The organism is Acinetobacter piscicola (assembly GCF_015218165.1).
In the GTDB taxonomy this organism is placed as follows: Bacteria; Pseudomonadota; Gammaproteobacteria; order Pseudomonadales; family Moraxellaceae; genus Acinetobacter; species Acinetobacter piscicola_A.
This window is the reverse complement of sequence record NZ_CP048659.1, coordinates 1,720,452-1,742,075: the sequence shown is the minus strand read 5'-3', so window position 1 is coordinate 1,742,075 and position 21,624 is coordinate 1,720,452. Positions and strand designations below refer to the sequence as shown.

25 protein-coding genes are annotated in these 21,624 nt (G+C 37.2%); 14 read left to right on the top strand and 11 right to left on the bottom strand.

All coding sequences use genetic code 11. The features are described 5' to 3' along the window. The first annotated feature begins 96 nt into the window (after positions 1–96). From G0028_RS08530 to G0028_RS08520, 3 genes are all read left to right on the top strand, one after another. The gene (locus tag G0028_RS08530; RefSeq protein ID WP_180045448.1) at positions 97–1,383 is read left to right on the top strand and encodes an acyl-CoA dehydrogenase family protein; all 1,287 of its coding nucleotides are present in this window, start codon (positions 97–99) and stop codon (positions 1,381–1,383) included. A 25-nt stretch (positions 1,384–1,408) separates the two neighbouring features. Next, positions 1,409–2,608, top strand: a complete 1,200-nt coding sequence (locus G0028_RS08525; RefSeq protein ID WP_180045421.1) for an acyl-CoA dehydrogenase family protein — start codon at positions 1,409–1,411, stop codon at positions 2,606–2,608. Between the two features lie 162 nt (positions 2,609–2,770). Then, positions 2,771–3,259, top strand: coding sequence for a GNAT family N-acetyltransferase (locus tag G0028_RS08520; protein WP_180045420.1), 489 nt, complete (start codon positions 2,771–2,773; stop codon positions 3,257–3,259). Positions 3,260–3,288: 29 nt separating this feature from the next. Here the strand turns inward: G0028_RS08520 and G0028_RS08515 are convergent, their stop codons facing one another. From G0028_RS08515 to G0028_RS08500, 4 genes are all read right to left on the bottom strand, one after another. Beyond that, positions 3,289–3,987 (bottom strand): SIR2 family NAD-dependent protein deacylase, encoded by a 699-nt coding sequence (locus G0028_RS08515; RefSeq protein WP_218946278.1) that lies wholly within the window; start codon positions 3,985–3,987, stop codon positions 3,289–3,291. A 105-nt stretch (positions 3,988–4,092) separates the two neighbouring features. Further along, positions 4,093–5,391: an MFS transporter gene (locus G0028_RS08510; RefSeq protein ID WP_180045419.1), complete on the bottom strand. Its 1,299-nt coding sequence runs from the start codon at positions 5,389–5,391 to the stop codon at positions 4,093–4,095. Between the two features lie 501 nt (positions 5,392–5,892). Next, positions 5,893–6,504, bottom strand: coding sequence for a YidB family protein (locus G0028_RS08505; protein ID WP_130073733.1), 612 nt, complete (start codon positions 6,502–6,504; stop codon positions 5,893–5,895). Between the two features lie 227 nt (positions 6,505–6,731). Beyond that, a complete protein-coding gene (locus tag G0028_RS08500; protein WP_180045418.1) occupies positions 6,732–7,202 on the bottom strand; it encodes a DUF6231 family protein in 471 nt (156 codons plus the stop codon). 32 nt (positions 7,203–7,234) lie between these two features. Between G0028_RS08500 and G0028_RS08495 the strand changes: the two genes are divergently transcribed. Beyond that, positions 7,235–8,107, top strand: coding sequence for a DUF2797 domain-containing protein (locus G0028_RS08495; RefSeq protein WP_174492811.1), 873 nt, complete (start codon positions 7,235–7,237; stop codon positions 8,105–8,107). Positions 8,108–8,176: 69 nt separating this feature from the next. Here the strand turns inward: G0028_RS08495 and lpxB are convergent, their stop codons facing one another. Continuing rightward, complete coding sequence (gene lpxB, locus G0028_RS08490; protein ID WP_180045417.1) at positions 8,177–9,352, bottom strand: lipid-A-disaccharide synthase; 1,176 nt, start codon at positions 9,350–9,352, stop codon at positions 8,177–8,179. A 192-nt stretch (positions 9,353–9,544) separates the two neighbouring features. Between lpxB and G0028_RS08485 the strand changes: the two genes are divergently transcribed. The 5 genes from G0028_RS08485 (at position 9,545) to G0028_RS08465 (ending at position 12,805) form a co-directional block, all read left to right on the top strand. Then, the gene (locus G0028_RS08485) at positions 9,545–10,423 is read left to right on the top strand and encodes a sulfite exporter TauE/SafE family protein (RefSeq protein ID WP_180045416.1); all 879 of its coding nucleotides are present in this window, start codon (positions 9,545–9,547) and stop codon (positions 10,421–10,423) included. A 140-nt stretch (positions 10,424–10,563) separates the two neighbouring features. Next, positions 10,564–11,655 (top strand): 3-deoxy-7-phosphoheptulonate synthase, encoded by a 1,092-nt coding sequence (locus tag G0028_RS08480; RefSeq protein ID WP_174493595.1) that lies wholly within the window; start codon positions 10,564–10,566, stop codon positions 11,653–11,655. Positions 11,656–11,730: 75 nt separating this feature from the next. Beyond that, on the top strand, positions 11,731–12,255 hold the full coding sequence (locus tag G0028_RS08475) for a protein tyrosine phosphatase family protein (protein WP_180045446.1): 525 nt from the start codon (positions 11,731–11,733) through the stop codon (positions 12,253–12,255). Then, on the top strand, positions 12,255–12,413 hold the full coding sequence (locus G0028_RS08470) for a hypothetical protein (protein ID WP_180045415.1): 159 nt from the start codon (positions 12,255–12,257) through the stop codon (positions 12,411–12,413). Before G0028_RS08475 ends, G0028_RS08470 begins: the two co-directional genes overlap by 1 nt. A gap of 8 nt (positions 12,414–12,421) precedes the next feature. Next, positions 12,422–12,805: a hypothetical protein gene (locus G0028_RS08465; RefSeq protein WP_180045414.1), complete on the top strand. Its 384-nt coding sequence runs from the start codon at positions 12,422–12,424 to the stop codon at positions 12,803–12,805. Positions 12,806–12,859: 54 nt separating this feature from the next. Here the strand turns inward: G0028_RS08465 and ispF are convergent, their stop codons facing one another. Beyond that, positions 12,860–13,351, bottom strand: coding sequence for a 2-C-methyl-D-erythritol 2,4-cyclodiphosphate synthase (gene ispF, locus G0028_RS08460; protein ID WP_180045413.1), 492 nt, complete (start codon positions 13,349–13,351; stop codon positions 12,860–12,862). A gap of 100 nt (positions 13,352–13,451) precedes the next feature. Between ispF and G0028_RS08455 the strand changes: the two genes are divergently transcribed. The 4 genes from G0028_RS08455 (at position 13,452) to G0028_RS08440 (ending at position 16,634) form a co-directional block, all read left to right on the top strand. Further along, entirely contained in the window at positions 13,452–14,099 is a 648-nt protein-coding gene (locus tag G0028_RS08455; protein ID WP_180045412.1) for a hypothetical protein, read from the top strand. Between the two features lie 30 nt (positions 14,100–14,129). Next, the gene (locus tag G0028_RS08450) at positions 14,130–14,813 is read left to right on the top strand and encodes a hypothetical protein (protein WP_180045411.1); all 684 of its coding nucleotides are present in this window, start codon (positions 14,130–14,132) and stop codon (positions 14,811–14,813) included. A 182-nt stretch (positions 14,814–14,995) separates the two neighbouring features. After that, entirely contained in the window at positions 14,996–16,036 is a 1,041-nt protein-coding gene (locus tag G0028_RS08445; RefSeq protein ID WP_180045410.1) for a helix-turn-helix domain-containing protein, read from the top strand. 43 nt (positions 16,037–16,079) lie between these two features. After that, positions 16,080–16,634 carry a CbrC family protein gene (locus tag G0028_RS08440; protein WP_180045409.1) on the top strand — a complete coding sequence of 185 codons (555 nt, stop codon included), beginning with the start codon at positions 16,080–16,082 and terminating at the stop codon, positions 16,632–16,634. Positions 16,635–16,659: 25 nt separating this feature from the next. On the opposite strand, the gene G0028_RS08435 is transcribed toward G0028_RS08440, so the two are convergent. The 5 genes from G0028_RS08435 to G0028_RS08415 all read right to left on the bottom strand — a co-directional run bounded on the left by G0028_RS08435 (position 16,660) and on the right by G0028_RS08415 (position 21,102). Beyond that, positions 16,660–17,262, bottom strand: a complete 603-nt coding sequence (locus G0028_RS08435; RefSeq protein ID WP_180045408.1) for a GNAT family N-acetyltransferase — start codon at positions 17,260–17,262, stop codon at positions 16,660–16,662. Positions 17,263–17,388: 126 nt separating this feature from the next. Continuing rightward, the gene (locus G0028_RS08430) at positions 17,389–18,240 is read right to left on the bottom strand and encodes a DMT family transporter (RefSeq protein WP_180045407.1); all 852 of its coding nucleotides are present in this window, start codon (positions 18,238–18,240) and stop codon (positions 17,389–17,391) included. An 83-nt stretch (positions 18,241–18,323) separates the two neighbouring features. Beyond that, positions 18,324–19,361 carry a class II fructose-bisphosphate aldolase gene (gene fba / locus G0028_RS08425; protein WP_174492817.1) on the bottom strand — a complete coding sequence of 346 codons (1,038 nt, stop codon included), beginning with the start codon at positions 19,359–19,361 and terminating at the stop codon, positions 18,324–18,326. 130 nt (positions 19,362–19,491) lie between these two features. Then, positions 19,492–19,776: a hypothetical protein gene (locus G0028_RS08420; protein WP_130073747.1), complete on the bottom strand. Its 285-nt coding sequence runs from the start codon at positions 19,774–19,776 to the stop codon at positions 19,492–19,494. A gap of 138 nt (positions 19,777–19,914) precedes the next feature. Further along, positions 19,915–21,102, bottom strand: a complete 1,188-nt coding sequence (locus tag G0028_RS08415; protein WP_180045406.1) for a phosphoglycerate kinase — start codon at positions 21,100–21,102, stop codon at positions 19,915–19,917. A gap of 138 nt (positions 21,103–21,240) precedes the next feature. Here G0028_RS08415 and G0028_RS08410 point away from each other — a divergent pair, with 138 nt between their 5' ends. After that, positions 21,241–21,624: a DUF2237 family protein gene (locus tag G0028_RS08410; protein WP_130073749.1), complete on the top strand. Its 384-nt coding sequence runs from the start codon at positions 21,241–21,243 to the stop codon at positions 21,622–21,624.

The window sequence follows — 21,624 nt, the reverse complement described above, 5'->3', positions numbered from 1 at the left end:
ATACCACTTCGTCAACTTTGACATAGTTTTTTATAAAACCACATGTCAGGATAGTTTGCATACCACCACTAAAAACTAGGTATTCAAATGACCAATATGGTAAATAAAGCTCAAGGTTTAGGTTTAAATCTCATTACAAAAATTGCGGGAAGCGAATTATTAGACCAATTAAAACTTCGCAAATTTATTGAAAAATCACTTTATCAGGGATCTAAAGTTGGCTTTAAAACGCTCTCTGCCTCACAAAAAAAATTCAAGTCCAATCAAGATGCAAGCAAACAACGTTTACCAGCTCAATCAAAAAATTTATTTGACTTAAATCTGACCGAAGAACAGCAAATGACTGTTGACGCCATGTCACAATTTGCTGCTGAAGTCCTTTACCCGCTTGCACATCAAGCCGATCACGATGAAAAATTTCCTGAGGAATTATGGCAACATAGTCTTGATCTAGGAATCAATTATTATGCTCTACCTGAAGCTTTAGGTGGTGTCGCGACAGAACAGAATATTTTAAGTAATGTGTTAATTGCAGAAAACTTAGCCAAAGGTGATTTTTCACTAGCTGCGGGCTTACTTTCTACTTTCAGTACAATCAATGCCATCACCCTTTGGGGCTCTGCGCAAGTTCAGTCCACTTATTTACCTGCTTTTGCAGAAGATCCTGCACTCCGCGCAACATTTGCAGTACAAGAAGCGACGCCTGCTTTTGATCCCTACCGTTTAAAAACCAAAGCCACGTCGAGCAATGGACATTTCACCATTACAGGTGAAAAAACTTTAGTTTTACTCGGTGAATCTGCTGAAATTTTCATTGTTAGTGCAGAACTTAATGGCAAGCCTGATGTCTTTGTCGTCAAACGTGATACGTCCATCAGTTATCAAAAAAGTCCTGCTATGGGGCTAAAAGGCACTGAAACAGTCACTTTAAAATTTAATCAAAGCCCTGCTTTACGCTTAGGCGATGACGATTTTAACTACGCTGCATTTTTAGATTTAGGGAATCTGATGTGGTGTGCAATGGCTGTAGGCACCTGTGAAGCTGTCAAAACTTATTGCATCCAATATGCCAATGAACGCACTGCCTTTGGTGAACCCATTTCACACCGTCAAAGTGTGGCATTTATGATCGCAGATATGGCGATTGAAATTGATGCAATGCGTATGTTGGTTCTCAATGCTGCGAGCCTTGCTGAAGCTGGCAAACCCTTTCACCGTGAAGCGTATTTAGCACGTCTTTTATGTGCTGAAAAGTCCATGCAAATTGGCACCAATGGCGTACAAATCTTAGGTGGGCATGGTTTTACCAAAGAGCACCCTGTTGAACGTTGGTATCGCGACTTACGTGCTACCGCAATTTTACATTCTGGCTTACATGCTTAATCAACAATAACTCAGGAAAATTATCATGAATTTACAAAATCCTAAAAAATTTAAAATGTTGATTGATCAAGCACATGAAACTGCATTAAATGTATTACGCCCTATTTCACGTAAATACGACAAAGCTGAACATGCCTATCCGAAAGAACTCGACATGCTTGCATCATTGCTTGATGGCATGAACGATGGCGGTGATGGGTTAAATGCAGGTGCAGCCATCAACAAACGCGGTGACCAAGACAACAGTAATAAAAATGGGACCAATATGTCCACTGCACTAGGCATTATTGAAATGTGCTATGGCGATACAGGTTTATTATTGTCTATGCCACGTCAAGGTTTAGGTAACTCTGCCATTGCAGCAGTTGCCAATGATGAGCAGCTTGAACGCTTTAAGGGGACTTGGGCAGCAATGGCGATTACAGAACCAGGCTGTGGTTCTGACTCTGCTGCAATCCGCACCACAGCAACCAAAGATGGCGATGATTATATCTTAAATGGTGAGAAAATCTTTGTCACTTCGGGTGAACGTGCTGATTCCGTTGTAGTTTGGGCAACTTTAGACAAAAAGCTCGGTCGTGCTGCGATTAAATCTTTTGTTGTGCCTAAAGGTACACCTGGCATGAAAGTCGAGCGCCTTGAGCATAAATTGGGTATCAAAGCCTCAGACACCGCTGCGATCAGTTTTATTGATTGTCGTGTTCCTGCTACAAACTTATTGGGTAATGCTGAAATTGATGTTGCCAAAGGTTTTGCAGGCGTGATGGAAACTTTTGATAATACGCGCCCATTGGTTGCTGCTATGGCTGTCGGTTGTGCCAAAGCGTCCTTAGAACGCATCAAAGAAATTTTTAAAGATCAACTCGATGCCAACTATGCCACCCCCTATTTACAAACTTCTAATATTGCAGCACAAATTTATCGGATGGAAGCAGAATGGGAAGCTGCACGCTTATTGATGCTCAAAGCAGCATGGATGGCGGACAATAAAAAGCCAAACTCTCGTGAAGCCTCTATTGCAAAAGCCAAAGCAGGTCGTGTAGGTAACGAAATCACGCTAAAATGTGTTGAACTTGCAGCAAGTGTTGGTTATAACGAAGATGAGTTGCTAGAAAAATGGGCACGTGACTCTAAAATCCTAGATATTTTTGAGGGTACACAGCAAATCCAACAATTGATTATTGCACGTCGTGAACTCGGTAAGTCTTCAAGTGAATTAAAATAAAGTTCAAGGATCATGATCCTTTTCCATGCCTCCTTTGTCAAAAGGAGGTTTTTTTATGACTTGGTTTTACTCAATATTTGATCACTTACATCTTAAAAACCACCCAAACTGATATTTATTTGTTATAAAAATCTTATTGTTAGATTCTACATTAATAAAGTTATGTATACACTGCGCCCAATTCAACCCCAAGACAATGCCCAACTTGCTCACATTATACGTGACGTTTCCAAAGAATTTGGTTTAGCAGCCGAATCAGGTTTTGCTGTTGCAGATCCCATTTTAGATGAACTTTACAAGGTTTATGCACAACCCAATAGTCAATATTGGGTCATTGAAAATGAACATGGCGAAATTTTTGGCGGTGGCGGCGTATCGCCACTGCAAGGTGACAACACAATTTTAGAAATTCAAAAAATGTATTTTCGACCCGAAGTTCGTGGTTTAGGTTTTGCTCGACAAATTTTAGCCTTAGCTTTCGATTTTACCCAACAACAAGGTTTTAAAGCCTGTTATTTAGAAACCACGCAACAGTTACAACAAGCGGTTATATTGTATGAGAAATTAGGCTTTGAACACTTAACAGCACCGAAAGGCAACACAGGACATAGCCATGCCTGTGAAATTTGGATGCTCAAAACACTTGAATAAATCGTTTTGATAAAGCACCGTAATGTAAATTAGGCACGTAATTGTGCAACTAACTGTTGCATACCTTCTGTTGCATTCATTTTTAAACATTGATATTGCTTTGGTACACGTTCGTAACTCGCTTCTGGATCAATATAATAGGCTTGACAATGGGTCGGAATTTCGTGAATCAAACCTGCCACAGGGTAAACACTCAACGTTGAGCCAATTACAATAAAAATATCAGCATCTTGTAATAACTGAATCGCTTGATCATAAGCAGGTACAGCTTCACCAAACCAAACCACATGCGGACGTAATGGATAACCTTCAGGACATTTGTCTTTTTCTAAGTCAAGCGCCCATCCCTCTATCGGAAAAAATTCCGTTGCATACTGTGCATTCGGTTTTGAGCTTTTTGCCAAACGAATATTGCCATGTAAATGCAATACTTCACTACTACCTGCACGTTCATGTAAATCGTCAATATTTTGGGTAATGACCTGCACATCAAAGTCCATTTCCAAATCAGCAATCAGATGATGGGCTGCATTTGGCTCGGCATTTAAAATATTTTGACGTCTTTGATTATAAAAATCTTGTACTAAAGCCGGATTCGCTTGCCATGCTTCAGGCGTAGCGACTTGACGGACATCATAATTTTCCCATAAGCCATTGCTGTTTCTAAAAGTGCTGATACCACTTTCTGCACTCATTCCTGCACCCGAAAAAATGACAATTTTTTTCATATTCTCCACTTCATTGTTATCTTGAGGATGATCATATAATAACGGATCCAAAAATAAAAAAGACCGAACATTCAGTTCAGTCTTTGCTTATTAGCAAGAAAATACTTATACATCATGATGTAAATATTTCGGCTGTTTGGGTAATTGTATACTACAAAATAAACAGATGATGAGCATAATCACCACATAGACAAAAAATGTATTTTCATGTCCTAATTCTTTAAATTTCAATGCAACAGCAGGCGCAGAACCACCAAAAATTGCATTCCCAACCGCGTAGGCAAAACCAACCCCTAAAGCACGGATATGTGGAGGAAACATTTCTGCTTTCACTAAGCCACTGATTGAAGTGTAAAAACTCAGCATTAACATCAGTAAAATGAGTAATAAAGTCACGATGACAGGCGAACCACTAAAACTTGGCATCAGAATGACCATGACAGGATAGATAAAAATGGCACAGCTAATACTAAATAACATCATCGATGCTCGGCGACCGATGCGATCTGCCAACATTCCAAATAAAGGCTGTGCACACATAAAGACAAAAAGTGCTATCGTCATCATATAACCCACTGTACGATCTTCAAAACCTAAACTGGTAATATAAGTTTTTGAATACACCGTGATGACATAGAAACACAAAGACCCTGCCGATGTATAACCCACCACCAATAAAAAGGTATGCCAGTTATTGCGTAATAACTCGGTTAAACTGCCTGAACCCTCTTTTTGACTGTCATTTTCCGATAAAGTTTCTTTTAAATGACGACGTGCAAAAAACGATAAAATCGCCACCACACCCCCAATGATAAATGGAATACGCCACCCACCATTCATGAGTTCTTCTTTACTCATCAACGCCAACATAATGACGCCAAGTAAACTGGCTAATAGCTGACCACCTGCCAACGTGACATATTGAAACGAAGAATAAAAACCACGTTGACCTTTGAGTGCAACTTCACTCATATAAGTTGCTACAGTGCCGTATTCACCGCCTACAGACAACCCTTGCAGTAAACGGACAGCAAGCAAACAAAACGGGGCTGCCATGCCAACTTGTTCATAAGTCGGTAAACAGGCAAATAAAAATGAACTGATTGCCATCAAGGTAATTGAAATGATCATTGAGCGCTTACGACCATATTTGTCGCCAATTCGTCCAAACAACCAACTACCAATGGGACGCATAAAGAAACTTGCTGCAAAGACACCCCATACATAAATTGCTTTAGTCGATTCATCCATATCGGGTGCAGTTAAAGCGTGGGTAAAATAGATTGCAAAAGCTGCATAGATATAGAAATCAAACCATTCAACTAGATTACCCGATGCTGCACCCACAATTGACATAATCCGATTACGCTTTTCGTAAGGTTGATAAACATGTGTATCACTCATAGGATTTCCTTATTTCTTGATAGAGATCAATCTCTATATTTCTGATCATATTGTGCGCTATGAGAAGTCTGACCTTCTCTATTTTTAATTTTAAAATCTTGTCAATTTTGGATGTATCATGAAGTTCAGACTGACTTCTTTATGATCATCTGAATGATCTGAAAAATGCATAAAAACCAAGCATCTCACAGCTTCTGTATTATCATAATTTGAATTTAAACCAATGAATAAATAACAATTAAAAACATTTTATTATCTGTATTATCTTTTCTAAATACATCGACAATGACAGAAAAGTGAAAATTGGTTAATGATATTGAGCTAAGTCGAAAATTGTTATAAGCAACAACTTTATTTTAAATGATGATTTTTACTGAAAAAATTGCATGGATCGAACAACTCTGCATACTTACATTGCACATTTTTGAGCAGTGAAAATAAAAAATGACAGCATATTTTGGCTGTCATTGATATTGCATATATTCTATAGAAACTTTTAAATTACTTTAAAAATCCTGAAACTAATTTCATGACATTTTGAATATCGTTATTCGCTTCATCTTGATTGGTTTGACCCGCTTGTGGTGTGAGTGAGTCAATAATTTCAGGCAATACAGAAGAAATTGCACTATATACATCTTGTGTTGGTACTTGTGCTTGCTGCGCAACTTGTTCAACTTCATTTTGATCAAATAAATTTTGTACTTGCTGTTCATTCACACTGGCATTCGCACCTTCACCTGTAGAAACCCAATCATCAACTTGACTGCTAAGACCTTGCCCTTTCAGTTGATCAAGCGCGCCTTGCAAACCACCATTTTTTTGAATCCAAGCCAAAATCAAAGGCACAACAGCAATGAGTAGGGATTGTGCATTAAAACCGCTTTGTTGTGTTTGCGGCGCTTGTTGCTGACCACCTGTTAGTCCTCCAAGTACCGAACCCAACACGCCACCGAGTCCACCTTGTTGTGATTGTTGCTGACCGCCTAAACCACCAAGTACCGAACCTAAGACACCCCCTAGTCCTCCCCCTAAACCACCTTGTTGGGATTGTTGTTGCCCACCTAAAGCTTGCTTGGCTAAAATTTCCACAATATTGCTTAAATTTGTCATGATTTTTTCCTACGTTAATCTTTTGATGTCAGTTTTTAATTTGTATCCAATTTTAGAATACTGCGCTTTCAATCATTCACCAAAACACAATTTGTTATGTTTTTGCAAGATATCAATACTCAATGATATAAATCTCAAACGCCATGGGTTATTTTTAGCAGTTTTAGCCCACAGATAACAGTAAAAATTCTTCAATATTCAATTATTTAAAATTTAATATGAGATAATTACCAACGAAATTTATTCCAATTTTCTGGATTTGCCCAAAACTTAGAATTAAACCAATCAGGCACATGTTTATAGGTTAAAATATTAAATTGCCACAAAGCAAAATCATTTTCATGTAATGTTTTATCAATCAGTTGAGTAAACCCCAATGCCCTGAGCAAGCGCTCATCCTGTAATTTACATGTCACCACAATGCGTTTCGCCATCAAATCACGTAATTTGACTAAAATTTGTGATTTCTCTGATTCAGACACATTCGACATTTCTTCCGTATCGAATAAGACAAAACCCAAATCATATCGCTGCGTAAAAGGCAGATTTAAAAACTCAGATACGTTAAAATGCTGCCATTGAATTGAATGATATGAATTGTATTGCGCTAAATTTTGCCCAATACACATTGCAGTTGAAATCGGCTGTTCTTCTGATAAATCGTCTAGCATTGAAGAGATGACATTTTGCTCAGCCATAACTGCACCTATTTTTGAGTGAGTAATTAAACATGGAACTACAAGGCATTTGTCATAAAATGCATGCAGGTCTAAAAGACCTTAGTGTAACTGATCAACAAACTCATAAGGCAAATGTTGAATATAAATTTATTTTAGATCGTTCAGAAATTGAGCTTCCATTTAGTTTGGGTCAAGACATTGAAATCGAAGCCACAGGGAATATTTATTGTGTGTCTTGTGGGGCTAAAACACCAAAGTCTTATTCGCAAGGACATTGTTTTAAATGTATGAAGACTAAAGCATCTTGTGATATGTGCATCATGAAACCTGAAACCTGTCATTATCATTTAGGCACCTGTCGTGAAGAAAGCTTTGCACAAGAAGTCTGTTTTCAACCACATATTGTCTATTTAGCAAATTCGAGTGCTTTAAAAGTAGGGATTACTCGTCTGGGTCAAATGCCAACACGTTGGTTAGATCAAGGTGCAACACAAGCCTTACCCATTATGAAAGTTGGTTCACGTCGTCTCTCAGGACAACTTGAAGTCATGTTTGGCACACAAGTTGCCGATAAAACCGATTGGCGTAAACTACTTAAAGGTGAAGCTGAACCTATTGATTTGATTTCAATTCGTGATGAATTATTGACTGAATTTGAACCACAAATTGAGTTAATTCGTGATGAGTTCAGTATGAGTTTAGATTTCAATGAAAATGTTGAAATACTGGAAAATGAACTGCCTCGTGAGTTCGTCTACCCTGTTGATTGTTATCCTGAAAAGATTAAGTCACATAATTTGGATAAAACTCCAATTATTCGCGGCAAACTTCAAGGCATTAAAGGTCAATATCTCATCATGGATACAGGTGTGATCAATATTCGTAAATATACAGGTTATGAATTGAAAATTAGGGCTGAGTGATTTCTTAATAAAATATATAACAAGCCCCTTTATCATTAGGTATTAAGGGGCATTACTCTATTGCTAGAATCATGAGTCCAATAGATTCAAAACGGCTTCAACTAAATCTTCACTATTATCAGATAATAATTGCTTATGCATCGTAATCAACTGCATTGCCTGAATCTGCGCTGTTTCCTGATTCATCAACTTTTCAATTTCTTCAGCTAAATTTTCAGGAGTCGCATCAGACTGAATCAACTCCTGAATGACTTTTTTCCCTGCAATAATATTGGGCAATGAATAATATGGAATTTTCACCAACAATTTAGCAATCACATAAGTCAGCCAATTCAACTTATAAAATGTCACCATTGGACGATGTAATAACAATGCTTCGAGGGTTGCTGTACCTGATGCAAGCGCCACAATATTGGCAGCATTCATCACCTGACGACCAATTTTGGATTCTTTATCAGTATTTTCTAGTAAATGAATTTGATCTGTTAATGCTTTTGGATAATGCTTTAATAAATTTTCAATCTGCTGCTTACGCGCATCGTTAATTGCAGGAATAATAAATTGATATTCAGGATGCTTTTGATAAATGATGTGTGCAGCATCTAAGACCAAAGGACCTAAACGCTCAATCTCTCCACGGCGACTACCAGGCAATAAAGCAATATGCTTTTGGCTCAAGTCTAAATCAAGCTCTTGTTTTGCATCTAAGATCGGGTTTTGTAATGACAATGTACTTGCAAGAGGATGACCAACAAATGCCGCAGGTACATCAAATTTCTTATAAAATGTTTTTTCGAATGGAAATAGACATAACACTAAATCAATACTGGCTTTGATGCCATGTACTCGCCCTTGTCGCCAAGCCCATACAGAAGGACTGACATATTGTACGGTTTTGATCGGCAGATTTTTTTGCTTTAAACTTTTAGATAGACGTAAATTAAAATCAGGTGCATCGATCCCAATAAAAATATCAACAGGGTTAGCAGTCCATTTTTCGACCAAACCATCACGTACCGCAAACAATTTTTTAATATCTTTGAGTACTTCAACAATCCCCATCACAGATAAAATATCCATAGGATAAAAACTGTTAAAGCCTTCTGCAATCATCTGAGGACCACCTATGCCCTCAAACTCTGCATCAATGCCTTGCTCACGAAAACTACGGATGAGTTTTGCGCCCAAAGTATCCCCCGATACTTCACCCACCACAATTCCAATTTTAAGTTTTCGATTTTGCAAAATAACATCCTCTAAAGTGACTGAATTATCTTAGCATGTCTGGGCTTTATTCAGGTCATTTCCCTCTTTTTTTCAATAAAACTTTTTTAGGCTTTAGCAATTTTTAGAATAAGTTAATCAACAATCAAGACAACGACTTATATGAAATAGTCATAAGATATGCGAGTTTTTTGCTATTTGGCATTTTAAGTCATGGTTGGTCCAGTCGAATTTATTTTAGCCGGTGTATTGGTCGGTTTCTGCGTAGGTATTACAGGTGTGGGTGGCGGGTCATTAATGACGCCTATTCTGATCAGTTTATTTCGAATAGAACCCCATATTGCAATTGGGACAGACTTACTTTATGCCGCCATTTCCAAATTTTGTGGTTCATTGGTACATGCTAAAAAACTCAATATTGTTTGGCCTATTGTCCTTTGGCTGGCGCTCGGCAGTATTCCTGCATCTTTTATTACCCATTGGGTACTTGAAAATTATTTAAGTGGTTCAAGCCATTATAAAACAGTACTCACTATGGTGTTAGGTTTTATGCTTACACTGACGGGTTTGTCTATCATGTTCCGTGCACAGATTGAAAAATTCTTTGCTAAATTCCGTGTAAATAAGCGAGTCGATGAGACTACACAGACGTTTTCAATCGAAGGTAAACGTGCATTTGTTGTATTCATGGGCGTAGTCTTAGGCGTATTTGTGACTTTATCTTCTGTGGGTGCAGGTGCATTTGGAGTCATGGCTTTAATTTTAATGTTCCCTCATTTACCGATGATCCGCATCATTGGTTCAGACGTGGTTCATGCTGTCTTACTGACGGCTGTAGCAGGTTTTGCACACATGACATCGGGTAATGTTGATTTTCATTTACTTGGGTGGTTATTAGTCGGTTCAATTCCAGCCATTATCGTTGGAACATTAATCAGCTCGAAAATGCCTGAAAAACTCATCCGCAAAATTTTAGGTATTACTTTATTTGCTTTAGGCGTAAACTTTATCATTAATCCTGTTAAATCTAAGCCTGTGGAAAAAGCACATTCGGCGATGATTATTCAGGTTGACCAACAACATCAAGTTTAATATTAATCATTTATACATAACTAATAATTATGAATTGATACTAAAGTTTTAATGATTTATTTAAACAAAACCTGAATCAATTCATGTTATATTCAAACCACTAAAAATACTTTTGTATGATCGAATATCCAGTGACGGCAATGAATACACAACAGTCTAATCCTATTACTCAATCAGATATTGATGATGTGAATGTACAAAGCATTCAACCACTTGTAACTCCAGCAGAATTAAAAGCAGAATTACCATTAACAGAAACTGCTTATCAAACTGTACTTCACGGTCGTGACACTGTCCGCAATATTTTAAATGGCAATGATAAACGTCTTTTTGTTGTGATTGGACCATGTTCAATTCATGATACAAAAGCAGCACATGAATATGCTGATCGTCTCAAAGTCTTGAGCGAAAAAGTTAAAGATACACTCTATATCATCATGCGTGTTTACTTTGAAAAACCACGTACGACTGTCGGTTGGAAAGGTCTGATCAATGACCCAGACATGAATGACTCTTTTAATATCGAAAAAGGTCTACGTCTTGGTCGTAAGCTCTTGGTTGAACTAAATGAAAAAGGTTTGCCATGTGCCACTGAAGCACTTGATCCAAACTCACCCCAGTATTACCAAGATTTAATTTCATGGTCAGCCATTGGTGCACGTACCACTGAAAGCCAAACTCACCGTGAAATGTCTTCAGGTTTATCTTCACCTGTTGGTTTTAAAAATGGTACAGATGGTGGTTTAACGGTTGCAACCAATGCAATGCAATCAGTAAAACATGGTCATAGTTTCTTAGGTTTGAATGATCAAGGTCAAGTCTCTATCATTCGCACCAAAGGTAACCCATATGCACACGTGGTATTACGTGGTGGTAATGGTAAACCAAACTATGATGCAGGTTCGGTTGCGGAAGCTGAGAATGCTTTAGCTAAAGCCAAAGTCAGCAACAAAATCATGATTGATGCCAGTCATGCAAACTCAAATAAAGACCCATACTTACAACCCTTGGTACTCAAAAACATCACAGAGCAAATTCTTGATGGTAATAAGTCGATTGTCGGCATTATGGTTGAAAGCCACCTTAAAGGTGGTCGCCAAGACATTCCAGAAAACCTATGTGACCTAGAATATGGTAAATCTGTCACAGATGGTTGTATCGACTGGGAAACCACTGAAAAAACCTTGCTTGAAATGGATGCGGCTTTAAAAGAAATATTGCCAAATCGTTAATTTAGCCAAAAACGTCATCTACATAGATGGCGTTTTTTGTTTATGATGTCATTATATTTTACCTGTCAGAATGCTATGAACGAACTTGAACAAGAACTCAGTCAAATCGCAAACTTTCAGTTTGTCCATGAACACTTATTCACTTCAGGACAACCTAATACTGAACAATTGAAACAGATTAAAGAATATGGTGTAGATACCATCATTAATCTCGCTTTTACAGATGCAAATCCACATCTCGAACATGAAGATAAAATTTGTGCTGAACTTGGGTTAAATTATATTCAAATTCCGATCTCTTGGGATACGCCAGCTGACGATCAATGCTTATTTGTTTTGGATCTGGTCGCACATTTGGTACAAGAAAAAATCGTTTGGGTACACTGTGCTAAAAATATGCGTGTCAGCAGCTTAATGTATTTATATCGCCAGTATTTTATGGATATGGACATGCCTACAGCTCAAGAGTTGATGCATGAAATTTGGCAGCCCAATGAAACGTGGACAGGACTCATTCATGCTGTCAGTTTACAATTACAAGGTCGTAAATCCACTTTGGATTTGCAACATTCCTTGATGCATGCTGACCATTTTGCTTAATGAATTTCGTCTCCAAAATCCATGATGACCATCCAACTGATGCAATCGGTTGGATTGGTGGTTGTCCTCCAGCCATTCTGGCAGACAAATTGTCCTCGTTTGAAGATTATCGCTTCTATTTAAGCGTTCAAAAAAAAGAAATCCTGAAAAATATTTAAGTATCTTTGTGCACAACGATTTTAATACTCGGATTGATCAGCAAATTTTCCCCGATATTGCTATTGAAGTTTTTGAACATGATGCTTCACCTGAAGGAAATGCCGTTGCTTTCTGCCTTCCCAATCTACGTAAAAGCTATTTGAGCCCTTTGAAAAGTGTTAAAAAGTCTCAATTTAACTTTATTACTTATTCAGAACGGCCAAAATTAATCCAAGATAATGCCTATTATTTTGAGCATCTCCAACAAGATTATGTGTTTTATTTGCAAATCGATGAAGACTATGATTTAGATTCAACCTTACAAGGTTCATATATTTTTGCTTATGGCGCATTATATTTATTTCAACATCAACACACGCATCGAATCATTGCAGGTTTTTGGCAACATTAATCTGCGTATTTTGCTGAAATAAAGCATCGATCTCTATTTCAGCAATTTTTAACATTATTTACTGTGATGACTAATCAACACCGTCGCAGTCGATAAAATTCCTTCCTGACGCCCTGTAAAGCCTAATTGTTCAGTGGTGGTGGCTTTAACACTGATCTGCGTCACATCAACATCTAATACATCTGCAATACTTTGACGCATTGCTAAATTATGTTTTGCTAATTTTGGACGCTCGCATGCCACAGTAATATCAGCATTATTGAGTACATAGCCACGATCTAAAATAAGTTGATATACATGTTTAAGCAACTTACGGCTATCAGCACCTTCAAACTCTGGATCTGTATCAGGGAAATGTTGACCAATATCACCTAGTGCTAAAGCACCCAATAATGCATCACATAAAGCATGTAACACCACATCACCATCAGAATGTGCTTTCAAACCTTGTGTATGCGGAATTTGAATCCCTGCTAAAGTCACAAAATCACCTTCCTCAAAAGCATGTACATCCATTCCTTGTCCAATGCGAATTGGTATGATCATTTTCAGCTCCTTTATACAGATTTTTAAGTTAAATCATCTTGTATTCGTACTTTCGAATTCGTATAGTACGGATGCAAACATTGTGAAAGTATAAGCGATCATGCTGTTGAATACAGAATTTAATCCTATTAAAAGCTTAATTTCAGGCCTATTTCTTTATGGAATATGCGCTGCCGTGTACGCCATTCCTGTGCAATGCGATCAAACACAAACAGGCAAAAACACAAAAATATGTAGTTCAACATTTGAAACATTGCGTGATGAATTGAATGAAAAATATCTGACCGCATATTTAGTCACAGATGCACCCATCCGTTTAATTGATGATACCAACCAATTGTGGTTTAAGCAGGTTCAACAATGTAAAAATACGGACTGTTTTAAGCAACAATTCGATTTGCGCCTTGAAGATTTAAATTTTTATACGTCGATGAATCAAAGTTTAACGCAACACTTTATCAAATATGAACAAGGGGAAATATCTAAACAACCTGTTCATATTCAAGTGCATCAACTCAGTAAAGATCGTATTAAAATTGAAGGATTGGCTTATCGCAATCCAAATAATCACAAAGAAAAACAAAGTATTCCCCTACTTGCTTATACGACACCCGATAAAAAAAATGAGATTGTGGACAATGAACATGATTGTAAATATCAAATGAATTTTCAAAAAGCGATTTTAACGATTAAAACAGAGCAAAAAGGGTGTGAACGTTTTACTGGAGTTTATCGTTTGTATGATTGATTTAACTTGAAAATAAGTGAGAAAACAACAGTGAATGAAAAATTAAAAATCAGCTTAGAAAGAACTCAAATTTTATCAGAATGTATGCAAAATTATGATGTAGGTTCCGCACAAGATGAATGGCCAAATAATATTCTTTCCCAACAGACTATCGTTTATAATGATGGAACAATTTCCAAACGAAGCAATCCACTAGATCACACTATTAATAATAACGAACTTAAGTTGTGCCAAAAACTCAGCTTAGAAATCACTCATTTGATGCAAAATACTGAAGTGGGTATGGGTTCAAACTCAGGAGATTATTTTAAAAATTTTTATATTGTTCAATCTCAAGCGACCTCGACACGCTATATCACACCTGAACTAATTTTAGATTATTTTGCAAATACTATTTTTCCATTGGCAACGATTACGACTGAACCGTTAGCGACAAATACAACATGGTGGCAAGAAGTTGAACAAGATGGTGAAGAATCGTCACCTGACTATTTCCATACTTGGCATAAAATGATGCAATGGTTTACATCACAAAAAGATTTTATCGATTGTGCATGTGTTCGGATTGGCGACTCAACACTTTTAGAACAAATTAATTCGGATAATTATCCAAAAGGAACCATCATTACAGGTTGTGTTCTGCCAAGACTTATCATTGGACTGACTAAAAATGGAAGCCTATGTGGCTTATTTGGATTTGTTGTACAGAGCTGATATAAATCGCTTAATTCACCAAAGTGAAATATTTGCTATATTTTCTAACAATTTTAGAGCACAAAATAACACCACATCTTTATTTCTAAATATAAATCACTTATACATAAGGTGATATAAATAGTCTGTTGACATATTTGTTGAAAATACAAAACACCATACAGTCAAGGAAAAGGTGTGTGATGGATTTAAACACATATATCACCAATAAATTTAAAAACTTTAATGAGTTTTTAGAAACCCATTGGCACGACTACCCCACTAGCTATAAAGAAATCCAAACTTTATTATTTTTTCAGTCCTATACCACCAAAGAGCTTTCAGAAAAATTTGAAATTAATATTTATCAATCTTTAAAATATTCCACACTGAAATATTATTTTCAAAAAATAGAAAAATATATCGACACTCCACCTAAACAACTTTTTCCTGCTTCTTTCCACCGCCCCTATGAACATATTTTAAATGAGTTTAAATATTTAAGTTTTTATCAAGAGCCTTTTGAGTTTCATAGAAAAATTGAACGACTAAAAGAAACCTTGAATAAAATCTCAATTCCGATCCATAGCCATGAGATCTATAGTGAAATTTTAAAGGTTTTAAATCAAAGTTTTGATTTTTTAGCAGATTCAGATGTTTGTATTGAGCATAAAATCAAACTGGTTGACCTGTGGCATAATATTCACAATCTTGAAACCGTAGTCGCTTATACATCCTTAGACAAAATTAAAAATATACTTAAACAGTATCAACAAAAATCACATATTGATTATTATCTCAACTTAATTCATCTTGGAGAAAATCAATGCGTTGAATTTAAAGAACGTACTACTGACCTATTAACCAATCGTAAATCTGATCGTTGGGTTAAAGCTTGTTTTGCATTTATGAATACACGAAATGGTTATGTCTTTATTGGGGTTGCTGATGATTTAAAAATCGTGGGAATAGAACAAGAAATGCAGGATTTTTTTAATAATTCTTTAGACTTGATGAAACGTAGTTTGATTGACAAACTCGCGCATGAAAGTCATAAAATTTCTAATATTTATTCGACACTTGAAGATATTCAAATACAAGGAAAAACCATTTTAGTGTTTAAATGTCATAAAGCTGATCGACCATTATATTATAAAGGTGAAATTTTTATGCGTACTAATGGGCAAACGACCCGTGTGCCACCTGAGTTAATAGACAGTTTTCGAGAAGCTTTTTATTGTTAATACAACACTTCTATTATTCTATTTATATTCAAAGAATTAAACCATGAATTATCCTCACTTTAAGTACCATCCCAATGCTTACATACTAAATATCTTTGAAAAAGAAGATGGAATTTGCTCAATTTGTCATGAAAAACGAGAGTTAAAATACAACTGCTCTTTTTATAGCATAGATACACCAGATTATATTTGCCCATGGTGTATTGAAAATGGTGCAGCCGCGAAGCTTTATCAAGGGTCATTTAATGATGATATGGGCATTGAAAATACCGAGTTTATTGATGACGATGAAATCGTGAATGTTTTATACCCCATTACAGATGAGTTTGTAGATCAAATCTGTCATCGCACACCAAGTTATGCCAGTTGGCAACAACAAGTTTGGCTTATACACTGTGATGAACCATGTCAATTCATCAATTATGCTACTAGTAAGTTATTACACCCCATTTTGCATGAAGTTCTTGAAGATATTGAAAATTCAAATATTCCATTAGAATGGATACAACATCATTTAACTATAGACAGTGATTTCAGTGCTTATTTGTTTCAATGTATTCACTGTGGCAAACACCGTTTGCATTTAGACAGTTGTTAATAAACCAAAGCTTTTTATTTTGTGATTATTTTCTAGTAAGTAGTTGGTTCACATGTTTTTTCACTTCTACCCACTCATCACGCACGATACTAAACATTACCGTATCTCGAATTGAACCATCTTTTCTTAAAGCATCCTGACGTAAAACGCCATCACGTTTTGCTCCAATTCGTTCAATCGCTTTTTGGCTTTTTAGGTTAAGAATGTCCGTTCTTAAAATCACCGAATTTGCTTGTAGAACTTCAAAAGCATGTTGTAAAAGTAAAAATTTACAATTGGTATTGATATGGCTACGTTGCACAGATTGTGCATACCACGTATAACCGATTTCTACTCGGCGCACAGCCCAATCAAAATCTCGAAAACTGGTTGTTCCTACAATTCGACCTGCACGCTGATCCATCACCACAAAAGGAATACGCAAGCCTTGAGCTTTTTGAGTTAAAGCTTTTTCTATATATGCCTTCATTTCTAAATAATGTGGTGCCGAAGTATAGTGTAGTTCCCATAACCGACCATCTTGACTCACCTCGATCAACGCCTGCTCATGTTCCTCACGTAAAGGAATGAGCTGTACTTGATTTTGATAAAGTGATGCATAAAGTGTGGAAAATAGATCTTGGTTCATGGCACACATACCATTGTAAAGAAAGCTCTCGCCTATTTTCCGCTATGTAGTTTAAATTTTTATGATGATAAAATGATATTTCTATGACTGTATTGCAAAACATTTACATGATTTAAATGTAATTCTTTAAATCGCTAAAGCCAAACATACCACACCGACTAAACCAAAAATCAAACCCAATACTGTCAGTCCTTTTAATTTTTCTTTAAAAATCAATAACCCTGCAATCACACCAAATAACACCACCAAAATATTCATCCCTGCAAATACAACCGCAGGAGAATCTTTCAATAAAATGTGTGCTTTGACATAAAGTGCAATATTGGCAAAGTTCAAGATCCCTAAAACTGCCCCAGCCAAAATATTTTTTGTTTGCCATTGTGCTTTTTTAAACAGCAAATAAAGTACTGAACAGACAAATGCAAAGATAAACATCAAGTTTAAAGTGACTGCAAACTGTAAACCTAAACTACTTGTATATTTCAGTAAGATATCGACTAAGGCATAGCCCATCCATACACTAAGCAGATAAAATATGCCCTGCTTAGTGGTTGGCGATACATCTGATGTAGATTTTGAAACAATCAAGCACAATACTGCCCCAATCCCAAGTACAACACCGATGATTTTTAACAGGTTAAATTGTTCTTGAAAGAAAAAATATGCAGCGAATAAAGATAAAACCACCGATAAACGCTGTGCAATTTCGGTTTTAAGAATACCAACAGTATGTAATGATTTAGCAAGACATAGAAAAATACTGGGTAACACCATTCCCAATACAACAATCAACCACCACGGCGTTTGTGCAATAGAAATATGGGCAAAATCAGGCTTAAACCATAAATAACCCAACACACTGGCAATGGCATAATTCCATGTGATCATTTGCAAGGCATCATAACCTTTGTTCTTTGCAATTTTAAGCAGGATCGACACCAGTACACTACACAAGGCTGCTGAAAAAATAAGCTCCATTACGATCCTTTCATCCCATGTTTAATTCAATAAAAAGCCCACTAAAACTTAGTGGGCTTTTTTTATAAATCATTCAATATGAATTATTTATAACGTTCAACCATTTTCTCTAAAGAAATTGGACGAATTTTGTCTGCATTGCCTGCTGTGCCAAATGCTGTATAACGGTCTACACAGATTTGTTTCATTGCATCTACAGTTTTTGCAAAGAATTTACGTGGGTCAAATTCACTTGGTTGTTCAGCCATCATGCGACGCATTGCGCCTGTAGATGCTAAACGTAAGTCTGTATCGATGTTGATTTTACGTACACCGTGTTTGATCGCTTCAACCAATTGTTCAACAGGAACACCATAAGTTTCTTTGATGTCGCCGCCATATTGGTTAATCACAGCCAACCATTCTTGTGGCACAGAGCTTGAACCATGCATCACAAGGTGTGTATTTGGAAGTGCCGCATGAATTTCTTTAATACGGTCAATTGCCAAAATGTCGCCTGTAGGTGGACGTGTAAATTTGTACGCACCGTGTGAAGTACCTACAGCAATTGCAAGCGCATCAACATTCGTATCGGCAACAAAGCTACGAGCTTCTTCAACAGAAGTGAGAAGTTGTGAATGGTCAAGTACGCCTTCTGCGCCTACGCCATCTTCTTCACCCGCCATACCTGTTTCAAGGCTACCCAAACAACCAATTTCACCCTCAACAGAAACACCACATGCATGTGCCATTTGAACTGTACGACGAGTCACATCAACGTTATATTCATAAGTTGTTGGTGTTTTACCATCTGCACCCAAAGAACCGTCCATCATTACGGATGAAAAGCCCAATTGGATTGAACGCTGACAGACATCAGGGTCTGTACCATGGTCTTGATGCATTACCACTGGAATATGTGGCCATTCTTCAATCGCTGCCAAAATAAGGTGACGTAAGAATGGAGCACCTGCATATTTACGCGCACCTGCCGAAGCTTGCACGATTACAGGTGAATTTGTTTCATCTGCGGCTAACATGATTGCACGCATTTGTTCTAAGTTGTTTACGTTAAACGCTGGAACGCCGTAATTGTGTTCACCGGCATGATCCAAGAGCTGGCGCAATGAAATAAGAGCCATAATATCCTCCCAGGTAATGTGGCATATTCTACCCTGTGATTTGTTTCAATTCAGCAACAATATTGACTATTTCAAAAAAAAGCCCTGCAAATGCAGGGGCTTTTAACAAATAACAACAAAGCGATTTAAATTATTGAGCTTTTGCAGGTGCTTCCGCAGCTTCAGGTGTTGCTGCATCTGCAGGTGCATTGGCTTTTTCAGCAGGAACGTCTGTATTTTTTTCATCTAAAACAGGTTGATCCAATGCATCAATAGCAGCTTGTTGTTCTGCTGTGACTGTTTCTGATGCTGTATCAGTTGCGACAGCAGCAGACGCTGTACCTTGTTCAGCAGCAGGTGCTTTTTCTTGTTTAGAACATGCAGTCAATGCAAGTGGAGCAATTAGAAGTGTCGCAAGTGCTAATTTAAATTTCATCACGTATTTTCCACATCGGGTGATTTAATAGCGCTCAGTTTATTTCAGATATATTTCATTTTTATGACTAAAAAGTGAATACAAAATAAAAGGGTGAGCCAAAGCCAACCCTTTTATGGTCAAAATATTACATGAATATTATGCACGTTCTAGTAATACTGCCACCGCTGGAAGAGTTTTGCCTTCTACAAACTCAAGGAATGCACCACCACCTGTAGAGATATAACCAATTTTGTCTGCAACTTCATATTTGTCAATCGCAGCTAAAGTATCACCACCACCTGCAATTGAGAAGCCTTCAGATTCAGCGATTGCCAATGAAAGTGCTTTTGTGCCTTCACCGAATTGATCCACTTCAAATACGCCAACAGGACCATTCCAAAGGATTGTTTTTGATGTTTTTAAGATTTCTGCAAATGCTTTTGCTGTTTCAGGACCAACATCTAAAATCATGTCATTATCTGCAACATCTTCAACTTTTTTCACAACTGCTTTTGCAGCAGCCAATGAACCTAAGAAATCATCAAAGTTAATTTCTGACGCATCCGCAACCACAACATCAGTTGGAAGTGGAACAGAAACTTTTGCTGCAATCGCTTTTGCCGTATCAATCAAATCATTTTCACACAATGATTTACCCACATTGAAACCTGCCGCAGCAAGGAAAGTATTGGCAATACCACCACCCACAATCAATTGATCACAAATATCAGAAAGTGACGTTAACACATCAAGTTTAGTGGATACTTTAGAACCTGCAACGATTGCCACCATTGGTTTTTCAGGTGTTTGCAATGCACGACCTAGAGCATCTAATTCAGCAGCCAATAAAGGTCCTGCTGCTGCAACTTTTGCTAAACGGGCAACACCTTCAGTTGAAGCTTCTGCACGGTGTGCTGTACCAAATGCATCCATCACAAATACATCACAAAGCGCTGCATATTTTTGAGCAAGTTCAGGATTATTTTTCTTTTCACCTGCATTAAAACGACAGTTTTCAAGTAAAACCACTTGACCTGCTGCCACCTCAACACCCTCTAAATAGTCTGTAAATAATTTAACTTCTTGCCCCAAAGCCTCAGTTAAATATGCTGCAACAGGTGCTAAAGATTGTTCAGGTTTTGGCTCACCTTCAACAGGACGACCTAAATGTGAATACACCATTACCGCAGCACCTTTTTCAAGTGCAAGTTTGATTGTCGGTAAAGCTGCACGTAAACGTGCATCGCTAGTAATCACACCATTTTTAACAGGTACATTCAAATCTTCACGAATCAGAACACGTTTGCCCGTTAAATCAAGGTCAGTCATACGCTGAAAATTCATATAGCTCTCTTTTTAGATATTAAAAATCGCACTGATTCTAAATGATTACGCAAAAAAAGGTTAGCGACTTTTGTAGAAAAGCTGTAGAAATGTTGAGATTTGATTATTATAAGGCAAACTTCAAATATTTAACTGCTTATGTCTTTTCATCCTGATCCTAAAATTAATGGTTTAAATGTCTTTGGTCAGCCTTTGGCAAGTTGTTGCTTTTCCCCAATCACAGGTTATTTCCGTAATGGTTTTTGCCATACAGCAACAACTGATTTAGGGCAGCATACGGTTTGTGCGGAAATGACGTCTGAATTTCTCAGCTATTCACAAAAAATGGGCAATGACCTCATTACCCCACTCCCTGAACATGGTTTTCCGGGTTTACAACCGGGTGATTTTTGGTGTTTATGTGTGACACGTTGGGTACAGGCTTATCAAGATGGGCAAGCACCACGTGTTAAAGCCGAAGCATGTCATCAAGCCGTTTTAGCTCATGTGCCTTTAGATGTATTAATGGAATATGCGATTTAA

What these genes read in the sequence shown, in the direction of transcription:
- G0028_RS08505 (WP_130073733.1), bottom strand. Translation starts at nt 6,504, where the DNA reads ATGACAAATTTAAGCAATATTGTGGAAATTTTAGCCAAGCAAGCTTTA.
- G0028_RS08415 (WP_180045406.1), bottom strand. Translation starts at nt 21,102, where the DNA reads ATGAATTTTCAGCGTATGACTGACCTTGATTTAACGGGCAAACGTGTT.
- G0028_RS08435 (WP_180045408.1), bottom strand. Translation starts at nt 17,262, where the DNA reads ATGAACCAAGATCTATTTTCCACACTTTATGCATCACTTTATCAAAAT.
- G0028_RS08495 (WP_174492811.1), top strand. Translation starts at nt 7,235, where the DNA reads ATGGAACTACAAGGCATTTGTCATAAAATGCATGCAGGTCTAAAAGAC.
- fba (WP_174492817.1), bottom strand. Translation starts at nt 19,361, where the DNA reads ATGGCTCTTATTTCATTGCGCCAGCTCTTGGATCATGCCGGTGAACAC.
- G0028_RS08530 (WP_180045448.1), top strand. Translation starts at nt 97, where the DNA reads ATGGTAAATAAAGCTCAAGGTTTAGGTTTAAATCTCATTACAAAAATT.
- G0028_RS08480 (WP_174493595.1), top strand. Translation starts at nt 10,564, where the DNA reads ATGAATACACAACAGTCTAATCCTATTACTCAATCAGATATTGATGAT.
- G0028_RS08520 (WP_180045420.1), top strand. Translation starts at nt 2,771, where the DNA reads ATGTATACACTGCGCCCAATTCAACCCCAAGACAATGCCCAACTTGCT.
- G0028_RS08455 (WP_180045412.1), top strand. Translation starts at nt 13,452, where the DNA reads ATGCTGTTGAATACAGAATTTAATCCTATTAAAAGCTTAATTTCAGGC.
- G0028_RS08470 (WP_180045415.1), top strand. Translation starts at nt 12,255, where the DNA reads ATGAATTTCGTCTCCAAAATCCATGATGACCATCCAACTGATGCAATC.
- G0028_RS08430 (WP_180045407.1), bottom strand. Translation starts at nt 18,240, where the DNA reads ATGGAGCTTATTTTTTCAGCAGCCTTGTGTAGTGTACTGGTGTCGATC.
- G0028_RS08475 (WP_180045446.1), top strand. Translation starts at nt 11,731, where the DNA reads ATGAACGAACTTGAACAAGAACTCAGTCAAATCGCAAACTTTCAGTTT.
- G0028_RS08485 (WP_180045416.1), top strand. Translation starts at nt 9,545, where the DNA reads ATGGTTGGTCCAGTCGAATTTATTTTAGCCGGTGTATTGGTCGGTTTC.
- G0028_RS08445 (WP_180045410.1), top strand. Translation starts at nt 14,996, where the DNA reads ATGGATTTAAACACATATATCACCAATAAATTTAAAAACTTTAATGAG.
- G0028_RS08500 (WP_180045418.1), bottom strand. Translation starts at nt 7,202, where the DNA reads ATGGCTGAGCAAAATGTCATCTCTTCAATGCTAGACGATTTATCAGAA.
- G0028_RS08525 (WP_180045421.1), top strand. Translation starts at nt 1,409, where the DNA reads ATGAATTTACAAAATCCTAAAAAATTTAAAATGTTGATTGATCAAGCA.
- G0028_RS08440 (WP_180045409.1), top strand. Translation starts at nt 16,080, where the DNA reads ATGAATTATCCTCACTTTAAGTACCATCCCAATGCTTACATACTAAAT.
- G0028_RS08510 (WP_180045419.1), bottom strand. Translation starts at nt 5,391, where the DNA reads ATGAGTGATACACATGTTTATCAACCTTACGAAAAGCGTAATCGGATT.
- G0028_RS08420 (WP_130073747.1), bottom strand. Translation starts at nt 19,776, where the DNA reads ATGAAATTTAAATTAGCACTTGCGACACTTCTAATTGCTCCACTTGCA.
- ispF (WP_180045413.1), bottom strand. Translation starts at nt 13,351, where the DNA reads ATGATCATACCAATTCGCATTGGACAAGGAATGGATGTACATGCTTTT.
- G0028_RS08410 (WP_130073749.1), top strand. Translation starts at nt 21,241, where the DNA reads ATGTCTTTTCATCCTGATCCTAAAATTAATGGTTTAAATGTCTTTGGT.
- G0028_RS08515 (WP_218946278.1), bottom strand. Translation starts at nt 3,987, where the DNA reads ATGAAAAAAATTGTCATTTTTTCGGGTGCAGGAATGAGTGCAGAAAGT.